The following is a 17,918-nucleotide window of genomic DNA, read 5'->3' as shown; positions in this document are numbered from 1 at the left end:
TGCTTTAAAATATTACATTTTAAAGGAATAGTTAGCCCGTTTAACAATATCTTAAATCTAAAGTTTAATAGATGCGAACTAACTTATTTAATTATAAATGAATAGTAAATAAAAACAGCCATAACTACAGAAGGCACTCCTTCCCTATTTATGGCTGTTTTCAAAAAAAGTCGTGTGAAAAATAAGCTTTCAAATATTCTGAACTCGTGTTGCGAAATATTTTACGGATTATTTTTGAGACGACATTATTATTAATTTTTACTTAAGGCATTTAAAATATCTGTTTGTTGACCTTCTTCAATATTAAACCCGGGCTTTCCTTTTCTTGGAAATAAGTAAGCGAACTCTTCATCAAAAGCACTCCAGCTTCCAGCTAAGCCGAAATCGTCGTTGGATTTATCCATTTTTGGCCTTTTAAAAGTATTTAAATCTGAATTATAAGGAGAGCCTTCAGCATCTTCCCCCGGAAATAACATTCCGTCGTTAATTTCAGAATAAATAACCACCGATGCACCTCCATTGCCGGGAAGATCAAATACTTTTAAACCAAAATCCTTTAGAACTCCTTTTCTTTCAGTGATGTCTTTTGTTTTGAAACTGTCCTTAAAGTTGTTACGCGCATGTGCAAAAATTGGGGCACCACCGGCATCTTCAGAAATCGTTTTTAAGTCTGCATATGCATCTTTTAAAATAGCATCGCAGGTAATTAAGATTCCTTTTATTTTATAGCCATCGTTTACCAGTTTTTTTACAGCTTCTTTCGTAGACTCTTCAACCACATCAATAAGCAAAATATCCTGTCTATTAATATGTCTAATAGCATACCCCTGATTAAAAGCACCATCTTTTTCCTCTCCCTTGATAATAAAAGTATCGGGGATTAATTTTAAAAATTTACCTTTTTCACCTTTTTCAATAAATTCGGCGCTTTGGCTGTGTAACACTTCCATCTTATCAACAGTCTTCATAATCAAATCGTTTTAAATTAGTTGCTTCAAGATACAAATAAGGCAAGGCTTTTACAATGAAGAAATCTGGTTTTAGGACATATTTAACGAGACGGCAAAAGCAGAAAAATTCCCGATATGAAAAAGGTTAAATGGAATTGGCAGATTTTCACCTAAATAAGTTACAAATGCGATTCTCTTTTCATTTTTACAAATGTTAATTGATGCCAAAAACGTTTTTAGCGTGTTGTGATAATTCGCCCAGGAGTTTATTTTAAATGTTCCCCTCCATTTACAGGTAAAATAGTTCCGGTAATCCAACTAGCTTCGTCCTTACTCAATAAATAAACAACATTAGCAACATCTTTTGGGATTGTAAGCCTTTTAAAGGGATTGTGCTTTAAGGCGTGAACTCGCAAGGTTTCGTTACCGGGAATCATTTGAAAAGATCGTGTAACGGTAACGCCGGCCTGAATACAATTTGCTTTAATCCCGTGAGGCGCAAATTCCAGGGCAATGCTTCGGGTGATGGCCTCCAAGGCAACTTTAGCCGCTGAAACAGCTGCATAATTAGCCCAGGCCTTTTTATTCCCCTCACTGGTAAAGGAAATAATCCTGGCATCTTTTGCAAAAAGTCCTGAGTTGAAAATAGCTTTAGTCCAATCGTAAAGGCTTATAGCCATTGCATCTATGGTAATTTGGAAGTCTATATTTCCAAGGGTAGGCTCTTCACCTGTCATTGGTTTAAGATTTCCCTTAGAAATACTATGCACTAAAGTTCGTACTTTACCTTCTTCACCAAGTATTTCGGAAATCTCTTTAATAAGCTTCCCTCTTTTTTCAGCATTAGTAGCATCAACATTAAAACTTTCAAATTTTACATCCTGTTCTCTAATATCTTCAAAGGCTTCTTCAATTTCAGCAATATCAGCACTCCTATCTCTATGAATAATGATAATATTCATCCCGTGATGGGCTAATTTTCGGGCAGTGGCAAAACCAAGGCCAGTACTACCTCCTAAAATAATAGCCCAATAATTAAGATCTTTAAAATCTGTTACCATTCCAATAAAATTCTTTGTGCCGAAAATCCAGGTCCAAAACTCAACATAAAGTCCTGTTCACCTGCTTTTGGCTGTTTCTTATAAGTCACTCTAACATATACAATATTTTTGCAATGCTTATATTCCCATATTGCCGAGAAGCACTTTACGGGTTTCATCTATATTCTCCCCTAAGTTACCAAAAAGATTTTCAACTGTTTACATAATTTTCTTTCCACATCAATAATGTATAAGATGATATACTCTATCATCAAGATTTAAATCAATGAGAAGAATATTCCCTGTATTGCGGGAACATTATTGGGGCAATACTTTTTAAGGCTTACATTTTTTATATTTTCTTTCTAAATAATTGAACAGTGTCGAAATGCCCATTTCATTTTCCAGAGTATTTGATGATTGTTTGTGGCAGCTGTTGTAAAAGCTTTTAGTTATTTCTTTTTTAACCTAATTAAATTAAAAATTTCATTATTAATAAGCATTGTTCTTAGCTGAAAGAAAAGCATAAAAAAATCCCGGACTTTTCCGGGATTTAATAGTTGTTTGGGAACTTAAAAAGCTTAATTCTGTTCAGCAGCTTTTCTTCGCGCTTCTTCTTTAAGTTCTTCGTTAGCCACAATTGCTAGCTCTACCCTGCGGTTTTTAGCACGACCTTCGGTAGTTGAATTATCATATTTTGGCTGTGATTCTCCATACCATTTTGTTTCAAACCTACCACTGCTTAGACCGTTATTCACTAGATAGTTGGTTACCGCCTGAGCTCTATTTTTTGAAAGGGTAAGGTTGTAAGATTCACTCCCTGTATTATCGGTATGTCCTTCTACCAGTATATTAGAGTCAGGATATTCTTTAAAGATATCGGCAAGTTTATTTAATGTTGCCTGCGACTTTGCATTAATATTATACTTTTCGGTATCAAAATAAACTCCACTTTTCTCATCAAAAGTAACATTTATACCTTCTCCTACACGTTCTACTTCAGCCCCTGGGATTTCCTCTTCTATTTCTTTGGCTTGTTTATCCATTCTATCACCAATAATGGCTCCGGCAGCTCCACCTACAACACCACCAATAATGGCACCTAATGCCGTATTGCCATCGCCGGTATTGTTTCCTATAACACCACCAATCACGGCACCACCAGTTGAGCCAATTACAGCTCCTTTTTGCTTATTATTTGCATTCTTAGTAGCCTCACAGCTAAAGAGCAGGGTTGAAGCAAAGAGAATGGCAAACATTCTATTTATTGTCGTTTTCATAGTAAAATAATTTATTTAAAGTTTAGAAAAATTCATTCTAATCACAAAGGGAGAACCTTCTAACATTACAGACTGCTCCCACGTCATTTGGTTTTCTGAAAGTGATTTTAAATTCATACGGAACCCCTGGTTTCCAGTGGTAGATTTATAATCTTCATCCGTTGGCTTTAATAAAAAATCATAAACTCCTTCAGGTGTATTTTCTTCGTCTATAGACCAAACAAAATAACGTTGTCCCTGGCTGCAATTACTACCCTGAACGGAGTATGCCCCTCTATTATTGTTGGAAACAAAGTTCCATGTACTATTTTCAAAGCAAGAGGCATTCGCATCATTTAGTAAGGTTACATCAAACTCACCCGAACTGTTTGGGTAAGTTACGCTGGTAAGTGTCCAATTTCCATCAAAAGTTTTTCTAGCTTCTTTCGCGGTTTTGCTAGGGCCACAAGCCACAAAAAGTGCGGCTACAAAACCAAGTATAAATAGCTTCTTCATTATTAGTTGTTTAAGTAGTTTATTAGGTATTTATGTAAAAACCCAATGTTTGCCGATGAACATCTGACACAATACATTGGATTTTTAGTTATTTTTTAAAATGTTTTTATCTTCTAAATAATCGGCTTACCAGAGAGATTACAAGCAATACAAGGAAAATATAGAATATAATTTTAGCAATATCAGCAAAACCTTCTGCAATTCCCCCGAAGCCAAAGATAGCAGCTACCAGAGCAATAATTAAGAAAATAACGATTAAACGTATCATAATATTAGATTTTTGATTAGTTATAAACTAAATTACAGCAGGTGTAGAACCGAGACAAAAGATTATTAATACTTTAACAGCGCGCTTGTTAAGGATTCTTAAAATCATTCAATTATCAGCTTAATATTATTAATAGTCTATTAATTGCTGTATCTTTTCTTTTAATTTTTTCTTCGGAAGATAGCCTTCTTCCAATGCTGTAGCAAAAGGTATAGGCATTTCAGCACTACCCAGGCGCATAACCGGAGCATCTAAATATTCAAAACAGGTTTCTGAAATAATTGCAGAAATTTCTGAAGCTAAGCTTCCAAACATTGAATCTTCAGTAAGTACTAAAACTTTTCCGGTCTTTTTTGCACCTCTTATAATAGTTTCCTTATCTAAAGGCTGAAGACTCCTTAAATCAATTAAATTAACCTCATTTAATCCAATATCCTCTATAGCCTCTAAAGCCCAATGAACACAGGCTCCATAGGTTATAATAGTGATACTTTTCCCTTCTCTTATTACAGAAGCTTTTCCAAATGCTAATGTGTAATAATCTAACGGAACTTCCTGCCTAATGCTTCTATATAATAATTTATGTTCAAAAAATAAGACAGGATTCGGGTCATTAAACGCGGTGTTTAAAAGTCCCTTAGCGTCGTATGGAAAAGCCGGATAAATAACTTTTAACCCCGGAACCTTGGTAAACCAGGCTTCATTGGTTTGGCTATGAAAAGGGCCTGCCCCTACTCCTGCTCCACAGGGCATTCTTATCACTACATCGGCATTTTGGTTCCATCTATAGTTACTTTTGGCCAGGTAATTTACAATTGGATTAAAGCCGGAACTCACAAAATCCCCAAACTGCATTTCTACCATGGCTTTCATGCCACTAATAGACAGGCCCATGGCAGTGCCAACTACAGCCGATTCGCATATAGGGGTATTTCTTACGCGATCTTTGCCAAATTCTTTTAAAAGTCCTTCGGTAATTTTAAAAACACCTCCATATTCTGCGATATCCTGGCCCATTAACACAAGTGAGTTATGTCGCTGCATAGATTGTCTTACAGCCTGCGCTATGGCATCTATAAATCTAATATTTTCTGTTTTCTTATTATGTTTAACTGACTGATAAACAAACTTTTGAAAAACATCATTTAATTCGTTGGTTTCGTCGAATTCCACCGGGGTTTCGTCGTTAGCTTTCTTTAGGTTGCTATTTATCTCAGCTTTAATTGTATTGATCAACTGAGATTCCTGGTCTTCAGTTAGAATCTTTTCCTCTTTTAAAAACTGTTGGAAGTTGTTTACAGGATCTTTTTGTGCCCAGAACTGCATTAAACCTTCAGGTACGTATTTGGTTCCACTGGCTTCTTCGTGGCCACGCATTCTAAAGGTTTTAAACTCCAATAAAACAGGACGTGGATTTTCCCTAATGCTTTTAGCTATTTCAGAAACTTTACTGTAAACATCAATAATATTGTTACCATCAATGATATAAGATTGCATCCCATAACCTTTGGCACGATCTGCAAGGTGATTACATCTATATTGTTCTGTGGTAGGTGTTGAAAGTCCATAGCCGTTATTTTCTATGCAAAACATAACCGGTAAATCCCAAACCGAAGCAATATTAAGCGCTTCATGAAAATCACCTTCACTAGTCCCCCCTTCTCCTGTAAAAACTGCTGTAAGTTTGTATTCGTTTTTTAGTTTATGCGCGAGGGCAATACCATCGGCAACTCCTAATTGAGGCCCTAAATGCGAGATCATTCCAACAATCTTATATTCCTGGGTACCAAAATGAAAGCTTCGGTCACGGCCTTTTGTAAACCCGTTTTGTTTTCCCTGCCATTGGGAAAAAAGCCTATCTAAAGGAACATTTCTACTAGTAAATACGCCAAGGTTACGGTGCATTGGTAAAATATACTCATCGGGGTTTAGAGCTTTTGTCACTCCCACCGAAATAGCCTCCTGGCCTATACCACTAAACCATTTCGATATTTTTCCCTGTCTAAGTAAAATAAGCATTTTCTCCTCAATTAATCGGGGCTTTAGAAGTGCGGCATATAAATCTAAAAGTTGAACTGAAGAAAGATTTTTTCTATCAAATTTTATGATTGAATTCATTGCAGAATCTCGATGCATACAAATGTTTGTTTCTCAAATGTAACCAAAATTATAAATGCTAAGAAATATAAAAAGCCTCGGGGACTCCCGTAATTTTATTTAACTTTGTTTGTAATACTACCTAAAACAAAGCATATTATGGCAATGAATAATATTCCTAGCGTAGATTTGGCCGATTTTATTTCGGGCGATGCGAAACGAAAGCAAAAATTTGTAGATGAAATTGGTAAAGCTTACGAGGAAATTGGTTTTGTAGCTTTAAAAAACCATTTCCTTGACAGTGCGCTTGAGGAAAATTTATATAAAGAAGTAAAAAGTTTTTTCGCACTTCCCCTGGAAGTAAAGAAAAAATATGAAATAGAAGGCCTGGCAGGTCAACGAGGATATATCTCGTTTGGCAAAGAACACGCTAAAGGTAAAAAAGAAGGTGATCTGAAAGAATTCTGGCATTTTGGTCAGGAGCCAGATAAAGATGCCAACCTCACTGAAGAATATCCTGAAAATATTCAGGTCAAAGAACTTCAGGATTTTAATAAGGTAGGAATGGAAGCTTACCGAATGCTGGAAAAAACCGGAATTTACGTTTTACGTGCTTTAGCCTTATATATTGGGCTGGGTGAACATTATTTTGATCATTGGGCCAGCAATGGCAATAGTATTTTAAGGCCAATTCACTATCCTCCAATTACCGAAGAACCTAAAGGAGCTGTAAGAGCAGGTGCACATGGAGATATAAACCTTATCACTCTACTTATGGGAGCTTCTACAGGAGGACTGCAGGTGTTAAGAAAAGACGGTGAGTGGATTGATGCCTTGCCCCAAGAAGATGAACTGGTTATTAATGTTGGTGATATGTTAGAAAGGCATACCAATAATAAGCTGCGCTCTACAATTCATAGGGTGGTAAATCCGCCTAAAGAAGAATGGAGCAATCCAAGGTACTCTATTCCGTTTTTTATGCATCCAAGAAGCGAAATGCCGCTGGATTGCCTCGAGCAATGTATAGATGAAGAGAACCCGAAACAATATGAAGACATTACTGCCGGAGACTTTCTACATCAACGGCTGGTAGAAATAGGACTTCTAAAAAAATAAATTATGCCCAAGAAAAAACTAGGACTCGAAGATCTGGGTGGTTTTGTTTATTCTACAAAGGATGATTTTGATGGCAACGAACAAAATGAAACTCAAGAAACTTTAGCGCCCCAGGACCAATATTTAGAGGCACATTTTAGCAATAAAGGTCGTGGAGGTAAAACAGTAACTATTATTAAAGGTTTTGAAGGCTCTAATGAAGATTTAGTGGTACTTGGAAAGAAATTAAAGAAAAAATGCGGAGTGGGTGGTTCGGCTAAAGATGGTGAGATTATTATACAAGGGGATGATCGTGAGAAGGTGATGGAGATTTTAAAGAAGGATGGTTACAATGTAAAAAGGGTTGGAGGTTGATTTCTGTCCAACTTAAATTTTTCCTATGTTAGATAAAGCTCTACATATTATTAATGGAGATAGTTTAGCTGAACAAGTTAAAGAACTTGGCCTTTCGGGTGAAACTATTGTGTGGCGTGAATTATTGTGCGAAGGCCCGTGCACTAAAGAAGTAGGTTCTAATGAATTTATTAATTTACGTCAGAAATTTTTAAAAAAGGCCTATGATATTTCTTCTGAAAATTACCAAAATCGATTTGTCTCTCAGCTAAACAAACTGAAAGCTGCTCAGGATTATGATCACGTTGTACTCTGGTTTGAATTTGATCTTTTTTGTCATATCAACATGTTGGCCGCTATAAGCTTCTATCTTGAAAATAAACCAAATGTTCCATTCTATCTGGTTTGCAGCAAAAGACAAAAAGGAGAGGAAGAGCTTTTACCACTATCTCAATTACCTCTAAAACATTTATTAAACCATTTTAACCATAAAATAGAGCTTGATAAAGAGGATTTGGAAATAGCTAGTTTAATATGGGAATTGTACTGTAGCAATAACCCTATTAAGCTCAAGCAGCAGATTAAGAAAAGTTCTAACTTTGAATATCTATCCAGTTGTATTAGAGCGCATATTGAACGCTTTCCCAATAGCAGAACCGGTATTAATTCGCTAGAAAGAAACGTGCTTAAATTAGTAGAGCAACAACATATAACCTCTATAAACCAATTATTGGGGTACGCCTTACAATATCAGGGTTATTATGGATATAGTGATTCCCAAATGGAAAGAGTGTTAAATAAATTAAGTATGTTCTATACGCTGGAAAACCAGAAACTTAAATTAACCCAGGATGGCCTTGATGCGTTGGCGAAGAAAAAGAATTTTTACCGAGACCTTATAAACGATGAATATTATGGCGGAGCAAAGATTTATGATTTTTTATATGACTCAGATTCACACAAAGTTTTAAAACTATAATATGCCAATTAAAGCTTCAGAATTAATCCAAAACCCCGATGGTAGTATCTACCATTTAAACTTATTGCCCAAACATCTTGCAAATACCGTGATTACGGTAGGAGATCCAGACCGGGTAGAAAGAGTTACCCGACATTTTGATAAGGTTGAACTCAAGGTTAAAAAACGGGAATTTTACACCCAAACCGGGTATTATAAAGGGAAACGTATAAGCGTAATTTCTACAGGTATTGGCCCAGATAATATAGATATTGTCTTGAATGAATTAGATGCCCTGGTAAATATAGATTTTGAAACCAGAGAGCTGAAAAAAGAGGTTAAGAGTTTAGATATTATAAGAATTGGTACTACCGGTTCCATACAGGAAGAAATTCCTGTAGATGAATTTATAATAAGTGAAAGTGCCATAGGTTTTGATGGTCTTTTGCATTTCTACGATAGCGAACATATTCAGGATCTGGAGTTTGCTGAAGCGTTTATTAAACATTTAAATTGGCTTCCTAAAAAAGCTGCACCTTATGTGGTAGGCGGAAGTAAAGAGTTAATTGATAAAATGAAAGGTAAGGGCTTACACAAAGGTGTTACGGGTACTAATATTGGCTTTTATGGTCCTCAAGGTAGAATTTTACGTTTGGCATTGCAGGATGATAAAATGAACCGGAAATTAACTTCATTTTCTTTTAACAATCAAAAGATCACAAATTTAGAGATGGAAACTTCAGCCATTTATGGTTTATCCAAATTATTAGGTCATGAAGCAATTTCCATGAACGCAGTTATAGCCAATCGAGCGGCAGGGACTTTCTCAAGAGAGCCTAAAAAATCAGTAGACGATTTAATTAAATACACTCTAGATCAATTAGTAAAGTAAATTTAAATACCAGGTAAATCTAAGTATTGGGTTTCTTTATTTCTACTTAAAACTCTGGGTGTAAGCTTTATTAGTGATAAAATAAAAACCGCTCCATATCTATGATGAAGCGGTTTTCCCTAACCATAATTAAATAGTAACTAATTTAACCTATAAATCATAGCCTAAATCTTGCAAAGTTTGCACTAGGAGATCGGTATAATATTGAGCCGTATCTCCTCCGTTTATTTCATACACATACGCCAATTCATTCCTGTCTGATAAACCATTGGCTCCACTATAATTTCCGGTACCATCTTCTACAGCATGAACCAGCTCTTCAAAGTTATCAAATGCCGGGTGGCCGGTTGTATTTACCTGGAAGATTATGCCACGGTAGTAGTTCATTGGAAATGAAGCTAATCTTCCACGAAAGGTTGACATATCGCTATCGAATGTAGGAGTTCGTGTTGAGTTTTCATCCCATATAGCCTGACCACTATGGTAAACGGTTTCTGCCTCATCCTGGAATACTATGGCAATAACATTACCATCGGGAGTATCGCCTTCAATATTAAGCATATTGAAGGTACGCTCTGTACCATTCTCAATCACACGTACTTTAGCATCGTATTCGTCTTCATCATTTCCATAAAGTGGTAATAACGCATCTTTTAGCAGTGTATTTCTCATTGTTTGTAAAGGTGCTAAGGTACTATTCATGGATCCTGAAGAATCAAAGTAAATATAAATCTCGGTATCTTCATCTATAACAGGTGGTGGACCTCCATTACCATTATCCTGAAAAATATCTGGAGTATCAGCTGAACTACAACCAGCAAAGAAATGGTAATAATCTACGGCATCTTCTCCATCAAATAATTCTTTTACATCACTATCAGTAAACGTACCCTGACGAACAATTTCACCGTCTATTGAAATTTCAATATAGTAATCATCCTGTTCTGCACTATCTGGTAAAAAGATACATAAAGGATCGGAATATTCTTCACCGGCATCATTGGTTAGTACATCGTTTTCTCCGGTATACAAAACACTGCCAGTATTGTCGGTTCCTGCCCAAATATTTACAGAATAATCGGCTACATAATGTCTTCCGCTTTCATCACACCAGTTACCAAAAATACACAGCTCTATGGCCTCAACCCCTTCTAAATCAAAGAATAGGTATCCATATAGGTTTACCATACGGTCGTCAAAGCACAGAACAGTTACGTCTACATATTTTTTAACTCCGGCACCTAGCTCGATGTCCATGGGCAACGCCATATCTACCCAATCTTCCATTTCACTGCCTGCTGCCGGTGCTATCCAAATTAAGTTATCATTCTCGTCATATACTGCAAAATACTCCAGGCTATAAGACCCCGGAACAAGCTCCAGATCTGAAGAATATTCTGTAAAGTATTCATCTTCTCCATCCCCATCATAGTCACCGGGTGTAGGATTTATTTCTACCATTAGCGGATTTTCCATACTACCAACATCTTCTGGTCCGGTAAGTACTACATGCACATAAGCCGGGGCTTCATCAGAGCATTCCGGTATTTCTTCCATAGCTTGTTTGGTAGCCGGCTTTTTAAGCATGTCGTTAACTATAGCACCAAAAGAAAGAGTTGCAACTTCATCTGAACCATCTGCAACTGCCGGGTTCTCGTCTTTACTACATGATACCATGATAAGCGATAATACCGCCAGGCACATAAAATAATGTTTTAGTTTTCTCATAATTTAAAATTTTGGTTAATAAATTGGTTAAATAGCTCCAGAATAACCTGGATTAGTGTTTAATCATAAAATTTAGTGTGGGGCAATTGGTAGGGAATCGAATAAAAAAGTTTAGAATAAGTTTTAATTCGATGTATTAAAAGTAGTTAGTAGGCTTTGCTTTTAAAATGGAGGAAAACCCATAATTTTAGAAAGATTATTCATGTTAAACCATCTATTTTTCTAAATTTCTAAGATTTATTAGTATTTGAAGTTGATACAATAGAAACCGGGGTAGGCAACTGTTTTTAACACAATATTAAAAACAATGCTCTAGCCTTATTTGTATTTTTGATTAAACCAGAAATCAATAATGCAGGAACCACAGGAAATTCCATTAAGGCATAGAGACCTTAATTGGCTTAGTTTTAATGCAAGAGTTTTACAAGAGGCTGAAGATAAAATCAATCCGCTTTACGAGCGGATTCGTTTTTTAGCTATTTTCTCTTCTAACCTGGATGAATATTTTAGGGTACGGGTGGCCCAACTTAGGCAAATGAAGCGAGTAGAAAAAAGTATTCGAAAAAAACTCGCTTTGAAACCTTCTAAAATAACCAGGGAAATTCTTGAAGAAGTTAAACTACAACAACAGAAATTTGGGGAGATTTACCAAAAACAAATTTTACCCGAACTCGCCAGGAATAATATATATCTTTTGGATGCCGGTCATTTTAATGATTTGCAAAGAGAATTTGCTGCAAATTATTTTCAGCAAGAGATAGTAACTCATATTAAACCACAAATAATAGATATTTCAAGAAAAAATGAGCTCTTTTTAGAAAATGCCGAGCTGTATTTTGTGGTAAACTTTATCAATAAAGAAAAACTAGGAATTGTTAATATACCTGTAGGTAAATGCGGTAGGTTTGTTAAGTTACAAGGCGACGGCCAAAAGAACTCTATTACTTTCCTTGATGAAATTATTAGAAGTCAAATAAACAACTTGTTTCAGGATCAAGAAATAGAAGGTGTTTATGAAATTAAACTTTCACGTGATGCCGAGTTATATATTGATGATATTTATGAGGGTGCATTAGCCGAAAAGATTTATGATTCGCTGGGACAAAGAAGCGATGGGCAACCAACCAGGTTGCTTTATGATGCCGAAATGCCCGATTTTTTGCATAAAAGGCTTAGAAAACTTCTAAATCTTGGAAAAATAGATATGATGCCGGGTGGGAAATATCATAATTTTAATGATTTTTTCTCGTTCCCCGATCCTACTAAAAATCCTGATTTACACTTTAGAGAACTACCGGAAATTGAGCATAAAGTTTTAGCTAATTCCAGGAATTATTTTGAGACAATTTCTAAAAAAGACCAGGCAGTTCATTTCCCATATATGTCTTTTTCATATGTAGAAAATTTCCTGGAACAAGCTGTAAACGACAAAAAGGTTATAGCCATTAAAATTTCCTTATATCGTGTTGCCGATGAATCCAGGTTAACCAGTTTGCTATTAAAAGCTTTAGAGAATAAGAAAAAAGTGACCGTATTTGTAGAAGCAAAAGCCAGGTTCGATGAGGAAAACAATATAGTATGGGGACGTAAATTTGAAAAAAAGGGAGCTAATGTAATATACTCCTACCCTAAGATTAAAGTACATTCCAAAATTATGCTGGTTCAACGTATGGAAGATGATAAGCTTATTAATTATTCATATATAGGTACCGGTAATTTTAACAGTGAAACCTCTAAAATTTACTGCGATCATGCTATTTTCACTTCTAATAAACAAATTGCTAAGGAATTATCGCGCTTGTTCAAAGTATTGGAGGGAGAGCTTATTATTCCTAGGGAAAAAAACTTGTTGATCTCCCCTTTTTCTACACGACAGGAATTTATAAAACTTATCTATAACGAAATTGATAATGCCCGGGAAGGAAAAAAAGCAAAGATTACCGCCAAAATGAACAGTCTTGAAGATCCTGAAATGATAGATTTACTTTACAAAGCGAGTAATGCAGGTGTAGAAATAAGATTGCTTGTAAGGGGGTTTACCTGTTTAATTCCGGGAATAAAAGGTTTAAGTGAAAATATTTATATTACGAGTATTGTAGACAGGTTTTTGGAGCACGGTAGAATTTATATTTTTGAAAATGGAGGGGACGAAAAAATGTATTATGGCAGTGCCGATTGGATGTCCAGAAACCTTTCACGTAGAATTGAGGTGCTCTCCCCTATTTTAGACAAAGAAATAGCACAGGAATTTAAAGAGATTTTAGATATTCAATTAAAAGATAACGTGAAAGCAAGAATTCAGGATGCAGAAGAAAAGAATGAATATGTGCAAAAAGGAGAAAATGAAAAATCGATGCGTTCACAATATGAGATTTACAAATATTTAAAGGAAAAACACAGTTTATGAAAACGATAAAAGTAGGTGGGGTACCAGAACATTTTAACCTTCCGTGGCATTTATGTATAGAAGAAAAGCTCTTTGAAGCTAAGGGTTTAAATGTAATTTGGAAAGATTTTCCCGGAGGCACTGGTGCAATGAACCAGGCTTTACGCTCGGGTGAAATTGATGTCGCTGTAATATTAACTGAAGGAATTATAAAAGATATCCATGCCGGAAATAATAGTAAAATTATACAAACTTATATTGGTACTCCTTTAATTTGGGGAATTCACGTAGCTGCAGCCTCTAAATATAAATCGGTTGAAGAACTTAAGAACACTAAAGCTGCAATTAGTAGAAATGGCAGCGGATCGCATCTTATGGCTTATGTAAACGCACAAAACCACGAGTGGGACACTAAGAACCTTCAATTTGAAATAGTAAAAGACCTGGACGGTGCGGTAAAAGCTTTAAGCGAAGATAAAGCACAATATTTTATGTGGGAACATTTTACCACAAAACCATTGGTAGATAAACGAATTTTTAGAAGATTGGCAGATTGTCCAACTCCCTGGTCCTGTTTTGTTATTGCCGCCAGAAACGAATCTTTAAAAAATGAACCGGAACGATTAAGAACCATGTTGGAAGTATTAAATGACGAAACCGAACGTTTTAAACAGCTTCCCAAGATTGCCGAAAAATTGGCTGAAAAATATGATCAAAAACTAGAAGATATTAAAAAATGGCTGGAAATTACATCCTGGAGCCAGGAGCAATTATCTGAAAACGAGATAGAAAAAGTTCAGGATAAATTGCTTGAGCTTAATTTAATCTCAAAAAAAATGCCCGTTTCTGAATTTATTCATAATTTGTAGCCATTATTTACATCTCATCCCCCATTAAATGAAAAAATTATTTTTATCACTTTTTTTGCTTGTCTCAGGCTTCACTTTCGCGCAAGAAGATACATCCATAACCAACAACACTCCCGATAAAAGGGATATCGCCCAAAATGAAATAAGCATTGGTGCCTTAAACCTGATTGCTTTTGGAGCTCTGGATCTTAACTACGAACGAATTTTGGATAAGAATTCCAGTTGGGGTGTAGAAGTATTCATTCAGGCTTTAGATAAAGATAGCGAAGATGTGGCCGATGCTTTTACCAAAGATTTATCCTTAACCGGAAAATACAAATATTTCTTTGGCGATAATTATGCCCGCGGATTTTATGTTCACGGTTTCGGAATGCTTTCCAACGGAGAATATGATGAAACCTATATTAGTGAACCAAACGGAAACGGTTATTATGAATATGAAAATTATACTGATTTCGCCCTTGGTTTTGGTGTGGGGGGTAAATTTGTTGCCAGCGGCGGATTTTTCCTGGATCTCGGTGCAGGTATTGGTAGAAACCTATTCAATGATAATGCACCTACCATTGTAGGTCAATTTAATGTAAATGTTGGATTCCGCTTTTAAGCTTACCAATCTATTGGTTCTTTTCCCTTTTGCTTCAAATAAGTATTTGCTTTGCTAAAGTGTTTATTACCAAACCAGTAACCTCGATTTGCACTTAAGGGTGAAGGATGGCCGCTGGTTAAAATAAGATGTTTTGAGGAGTCAATTTTGGCTCCTTTCTTTTTGGCATACCCCCCCCAAAGCATAAAAACTACATTTTCTTTTTCTGCCGAAATAATTTCAATAACCTTATCGGTAAACAGCTCCCAGCCCTTTTTCTGATGAGAGCCTGCCTGTTGGGCCCTAACAGTAAGCGTTGCATTCAACAACAAAACGCCCTGATTAGCCCAGCGTTCAAGATTTCCCGAATTTGGAACAAGTTTGCCCAGATCGTTCTCTATTTCCTTAAATATATTTTGCAAAGAAGGTGGAAAGGGAATTCCTTCGTTAACCGAAAAAGAGAGCCCGTTCGCCTGCCCAGGCCCGTGATAAGGATCCTGACCCAAGATAACCACTTTTGTACTGGTAAACGTAGCACGATCAAAAGCAGCGAAGATATCTTTTCCTTTTGGATAACAGGTATTACTAGTATACTCCTCCCTTACAAAATTTGTAAGATTCTTAAAATAGTCCTTTTCAAATTCCTGAGCCAGTTCTTTTTTCCAGCTGGGGTGTATCGCTACCTTCATTTTATTAAGTAAATTTGCAGAGCCTCAAAAGTAGGGAAATTTATTTATGATTAAAATTACACCAAAAAGCCTTATAGACCTTGAGTTTCCTGTTGTTTGCCAACAAATTTCAGACTTGTGCATTACAGGACCGGGCAAGGAAAAAGCTTTAAAACTTAAACCGTATAAAACGGGAAACGCGACTATTTTTGGACTTCACCAAACCAACGAATATGTTAGCTCTAAAACCAGGGAAAGCAGAATACCAAATCACGGTTTCGAAACTATAAAAAATGAACTTCGTACTTTAGAAATTGAAGATTCTATTTTGGAGGTAGGAAGTTTCAGGAAAATATCTAACCTTTCTGAAACTGTAAATACGCACATTAAATTTTTTAGAAAATTTGAAGAATATTACCCTAGTTTATACAAGACTACTTCAGAAATAGAATATACAACAGAGATTGTAGAAAATATTGGACGTGTAATCGATAAATTTGGGGAATTAAAGGATGATGCCTCTCCTTTATTACAGTCGCTTAGACGATCTATTAACTCGGTTAAAGGGCAAATAAATTCAAGTTTTTCAAAAGCGCTTAGCACCTATCATTCTTATGAATATTTGGATGAAATTAGGGAGAGTGTGGTAGAAAATGTAAGGGTTTTAGCCGTAAGTGCTATGCATCGGCGTAAAGTTAAAGGTGGAATATTGGGAAATTCCAAAACCGGAAGTATTGTTTACATTCAGCCGGAAGCCACCTACCAATATACCCGTGAACTCAATAATCTTGAGTATGAAGAAAAAGAGGAAATAAAGAGAATTCTAAAGGAATTAACTAATAAAATAAGGCCCTTTAAACCTCTTTTAATAGATTATCAGGAGTTACTTTGTGAAATAGATGTTATTGCCGCCAAAGCCAAATATGCTGAAAAGATTAATGGTTTACTTCCAAAAATCACAAAAGAGCGGGAAATTCAGCTTAAGGATGCCTATCACCCACTACTTTATTTAAGCAATAAGAAAAAAGGCGACAAAACTTTTCCGCAAAGTATTGAGCTTTCAAAAGATAATAGAATTATTGTTATTTCCGGTCCTAATGCAGGAGGAAAAAGTATTACTTTAAAAACTGTAGGCCTGTTACAGGTTATGTTGCAAAGCGGAATTTTAATACCGGTGCACGAATACAGTAGAATGTGTCTTTTTGAAAAAATACTTACCGATATTGGAGATAACCAATCTATTGAAAACCATCTGAGCACGTATAGCTACCGACTGAAAAATATGAATTATTTTCTTCGGAAATGCGATGATAGGACCCTTTTTTTAATCGATGAATTTGGAACAGGAAGTGACCCTGAACTTGGTGGTGCCCTGGCTGAAACTTTTCTTGAAGTTTTCTACGAAAAGGAATCTTTTGGTATTTTAACTACGCATTACGCCAATTTAAAGAAGCTGGCCAATGAAATGCCAAATATGAGCAATGCCAATATGCTTTTTGATTCCAGTAGTTTAGAGCCAATTTTTAAACTTCAGGTTGGTGAGGCCGGCAGTTCGTTTACTTTTGAAGTAGCCCAAAAAAATGGAATTCCATATAGTCTTATTAACCGCTCCCGAAAAAAGGTAGAAAAAGGTAAAATAAGGTTTGACAGAAGTATTGCCAAGCTGCAAAAAGAACGTTCAAAACTTCAAAAAACAACAGATTCTTTAAAAACAAAAGAGCTAAAGGCTGCTCAGGAAAAAGATAAGCTTGAAGAAACCAACTCCAGGATTCAGCAAAAACTGGAAAGCTATCAGGAATTATATGATAGTAACCAGCGACTTATTTACATGGGGCAAAAAGTGAATGAATTAAGTGAGAAATATTTTCAGAATAAAAAGAAAAAAGAGCTTATTGGTGAATTTCTGAAATTTGTGGAAATAGAAAACTCTAAACGAAAAAAAGAATCGGCTAAACAGCGAAAAATACAGAAGGAGAAAGAGAAAAAAGTACAGCAGGAAGTAAAGAAAAAGGTTTCGGTTATAAGGAAGAAGAAAAAGGAGGAAAAGGCCAAAATTTTAGAGAAAGAGAGACAGGAAGCCAACAAGCCAAAGGTAAAACCTAAAATTGGTGATAGGGTTAGATTAGAAGATAGCCGTTCTGTAGGAACTCTGGATAAAATAGAAAAAGGAAAAGCCACGGTTAACTATGGGATGTTTACTACGCAAGTAGATGTAGATAAACTGGAGTTAGTACAGGCAATGAAAAAGAAATAAT

General features: G+C 35.8%; 16 protein-coding genes and 1 pseudogene. 8 read left to right on the top strand and 9 right to left on the bottom strand.

Annotated features, from left to right (window positions below; genetic code table 11):
* Positions 1-251 precede the first annotated feature (251 nt).
* From I6U49_RS00385 to I6U49_RS00360, 7 genes and pseudogenes are all read right to left on the bottom strand, one after another.
* A complete protein-coding gene (locus I6U49_RS00385) occupies positions 252-968 on the bottom strand; it encodes a hypothetical protein (RefSeq protein WP_198627151.1) in 717 nt (238 codons plus the stop codon).
* A 248-nt stretch (positions 969-1,216) separates the two neighbouring features.
* Complete coding sequence (locus I6U49_RS00380; protein ID WP_198627150.1) at positions 1,217-2,011, bottom strand: SDR family oxidoreductase; 795 nt, start codon at positions 2,009-2,011, stop codon at positions 1,217-1,219.
* Positions 2,005-2,209 (bottom strand): annotated as a pseudogene (locus tag I6U49_RS17265) (3-oxoacyl-[acyl-carrier-protein] synthase III C-terminal domain-containing protein); the annotation flags it as partial. The pseudogene I6U49_RS17265 and the gene I6U49_RS00380, both read right to left, overlap by 7 nt.
* A gap of 362 nt (positions 2,210-2,571) precedes the next feature.
* Positions 2,572-3,270 (bottom strand): OmpA family protein, encoded by a 699-nt coding sequence (locus I6U49_RS00375; RefSeq protein ID WP_198627149.1) that lies wholly within the window; start codon positions 3,268-3,270, stop codon positions 2,572-2,574.
* Positions 3,271-3,285: 15 nt separating this feature from the next.
* On the bottom strand, positions 3,286-3,765 hold the full coding sequence (locus I6U49_RS00370) for a lipocalin-like domain-containing protein (RefSeq protein ID WP_193709527.1): 480 nt from the start codon (positions 3,763-3,765) through the stop codon (positions 3,286-3,288).
* A gap of 106 nt (positions 3,766-3,871) precedes the next feature.
* Entirely contained in the window at positions 3,872-4,033 is a 162-nt protein-coding gene (locus I6U49_RS00365) for a DUF1328 domain-containing protein (protein WP_070055250.1), read from the bottom strand.
* A 129-nt stretch (positions 4,034-4,162) separates the two neighbouring features.
* Positions 4,163-6,151, bottom strand: a complete 1,989-nt coding sequence (locus tag I6U49_RS00360; RefSeq protein ID WP_232804600.1) for an alpha-ketoacid dehydrogenase subunit alpha/beta — start codon at positions 6,149-6,151, stop codon at positions 4,163-4,165.
* 144 nt (positions 6,152-6,295) lie between these two features.
* Here I6U49_RS00360 and I6U49_RS00355 point away from each other — a divergent pair, with 144 nt between their 5' ends.
* The 4 genes from I6U49_RS00355 to I6U49_RS00340 are packed head-to-tail and all read left to right on the top strand — an operon-like array spanning position 6,296 to position 9,429.
* The gene (locus tag I6U49_RS00355; RefSeq protein WP_198627329.1) at positions 6,296-7,246 is read left to right on the top strand and encodes an isopenicillin N synthase family dioxygenase; all 951 of its coding nucleotides are present in this window, start codon (positions 6,296-6,298) and stop codon (positions 7,244-7,246) included.
* 3 nt (positions 7,247-7,249) lie between these two features.
* On the top strand, positions 7,250-7,600 hold the full coding sequence (locus I6U49_RS00350; RefSeq protein WP_198627147.1) for a translation initiation factor: 351 nt from the start codon (positions 7,250-7,252) through the stop codon (positions 7,598-7,600).
* Between the two features lie 25 nt (positions 7,601-7,625).
* Positions 7,626-8,558 (top strand): DUF1835 domain-containing protein, encoded by a 933-nt coding sequence (locus I6U49_RS00345; protein ID WP_198627146.1) that lies wholly within the window; start codon positions 7,626-7,628, stop codon positions 8,556-8,558.
* A gap of 1 nt (position 8,559) precedes the next feature.
* Entirely contained in the window at positions 8,560-9,429 is an 870-nt protein-coding gene (locus tag I6U49_RS00340) for a nucleoside phosphorylase (RefSeq protein ID WP_198627145.1), read from the top strand.
* Between the two features lie 150 nt (positions 9,430-9,579).
* Here I6U49_RS00340 and I6U49_RS00335 read toward each other — a convergent pair whose 3' ends face one another.
* Positions 9,580-11,157 (bottom strand): hypothetical protein, encoded by a 1,578-nt coding sequence (locus I6U49_RS00335; protein ID WP_193709522.1) that lies wholly within the window; start codon positions 11,155-11,157, stop codon positions 9,580-9,582.
* 352 nt (positions 11,158-11,509) lie between these two features.
* Between I6U49_RS00335 and ppk1 the strand changes: the two genes are divergently transcribed.
* The 3 genes from ppk1 to I6U49_RS00320 are packed head-to-tail and all read left to right on the top strand — an operon-like array spanning position 11,510 to position 15,016.
* Positions 11,510-13,564: a polyphosphate kinase 1 gene (gene ppk1, locus I6U49_RS00330; protein ID WP_198627144.1), complete on the top strand. Its 2,055-nt coding sequence runs from the start codon at positions 11,510-11,512 to the stop codon at positions 13,562-13,564.
* Positions 13,561-14,412, top strand: coding sequence for a substrate-binding domain-containing protein (locus I6U49_RS00325; RefSeq protein WP_198627143.1), 852 nt, complete (start codon positions 13,561-13,563; stop codon positions 14,410-14,412). The genes ppk1 and I6U49_RS00325 overlap by 4 nt, the downstream gene beginning before the upstream one ends.
* Before the next feature lie 28 nt (positions 14,413-14,440).
* A complete protein-coding gene (locus tag I6U49_RS00320; RefSeq protein ID WP_198627142.1) occupies positions 14,441-15,016 on the top strand; it encodes a hypothetical protein in 576 nt (191 codons plus the stop codon).
* Positions 15,017-15,018: 2 nt separating this feature from the next.
* Here the strand turns inward: I6U49_RS00320 and I6U49_RS00315 are convergent, their stop codons facing one another.
* Positions 15,019-15,684 (bottom strand): uracil-DNA glycosylase, encoded by a 666-nt coding sequence (locus I6U49_RS00315; protein WP_198627141.1) that lies wholly within the window; start codon positions 15,682-15,684, stop codon positions 15,019-15,021.
* A 46-nt stretch (positions 15,685-15,730) separates the two neighbouring features.
* Here I6U49_RS00315 and I6U49_RS00310 point away from each other — a divergent pair, with 46 nt between their 5' ends.
* Positions 15,731-17,917 carry an endonuclease MutS2 gene (locus tag I6U49_RS00310; RefSeq protein WP_198627140.1) on the top strand — a complete coding sequence of 729 codons (2,187 nt, stop codon included), beginning with the start codon at positions 15,731-15,733 and terminating at the stop codon, positions 17,915-17,917.
* Position 17,918 lies beyond the last annotated feature (1 nt).

The sequence above is a fragment of the Salegentibacter maritimus genome, assembly GCF_016236915.1.
Classification (GTDB): Bacteria; Bacteroidota; Bacteroidia; order Flavobacteriales; family Flavobacteriaceae; genus Salegentibacter; species Salegentibacter maritimus.
The sequence above is the reverse complement of the archived record's forward strand: the minus strand, read 5'-3'. Positions and strand labels throughout refer to the sequence as shown.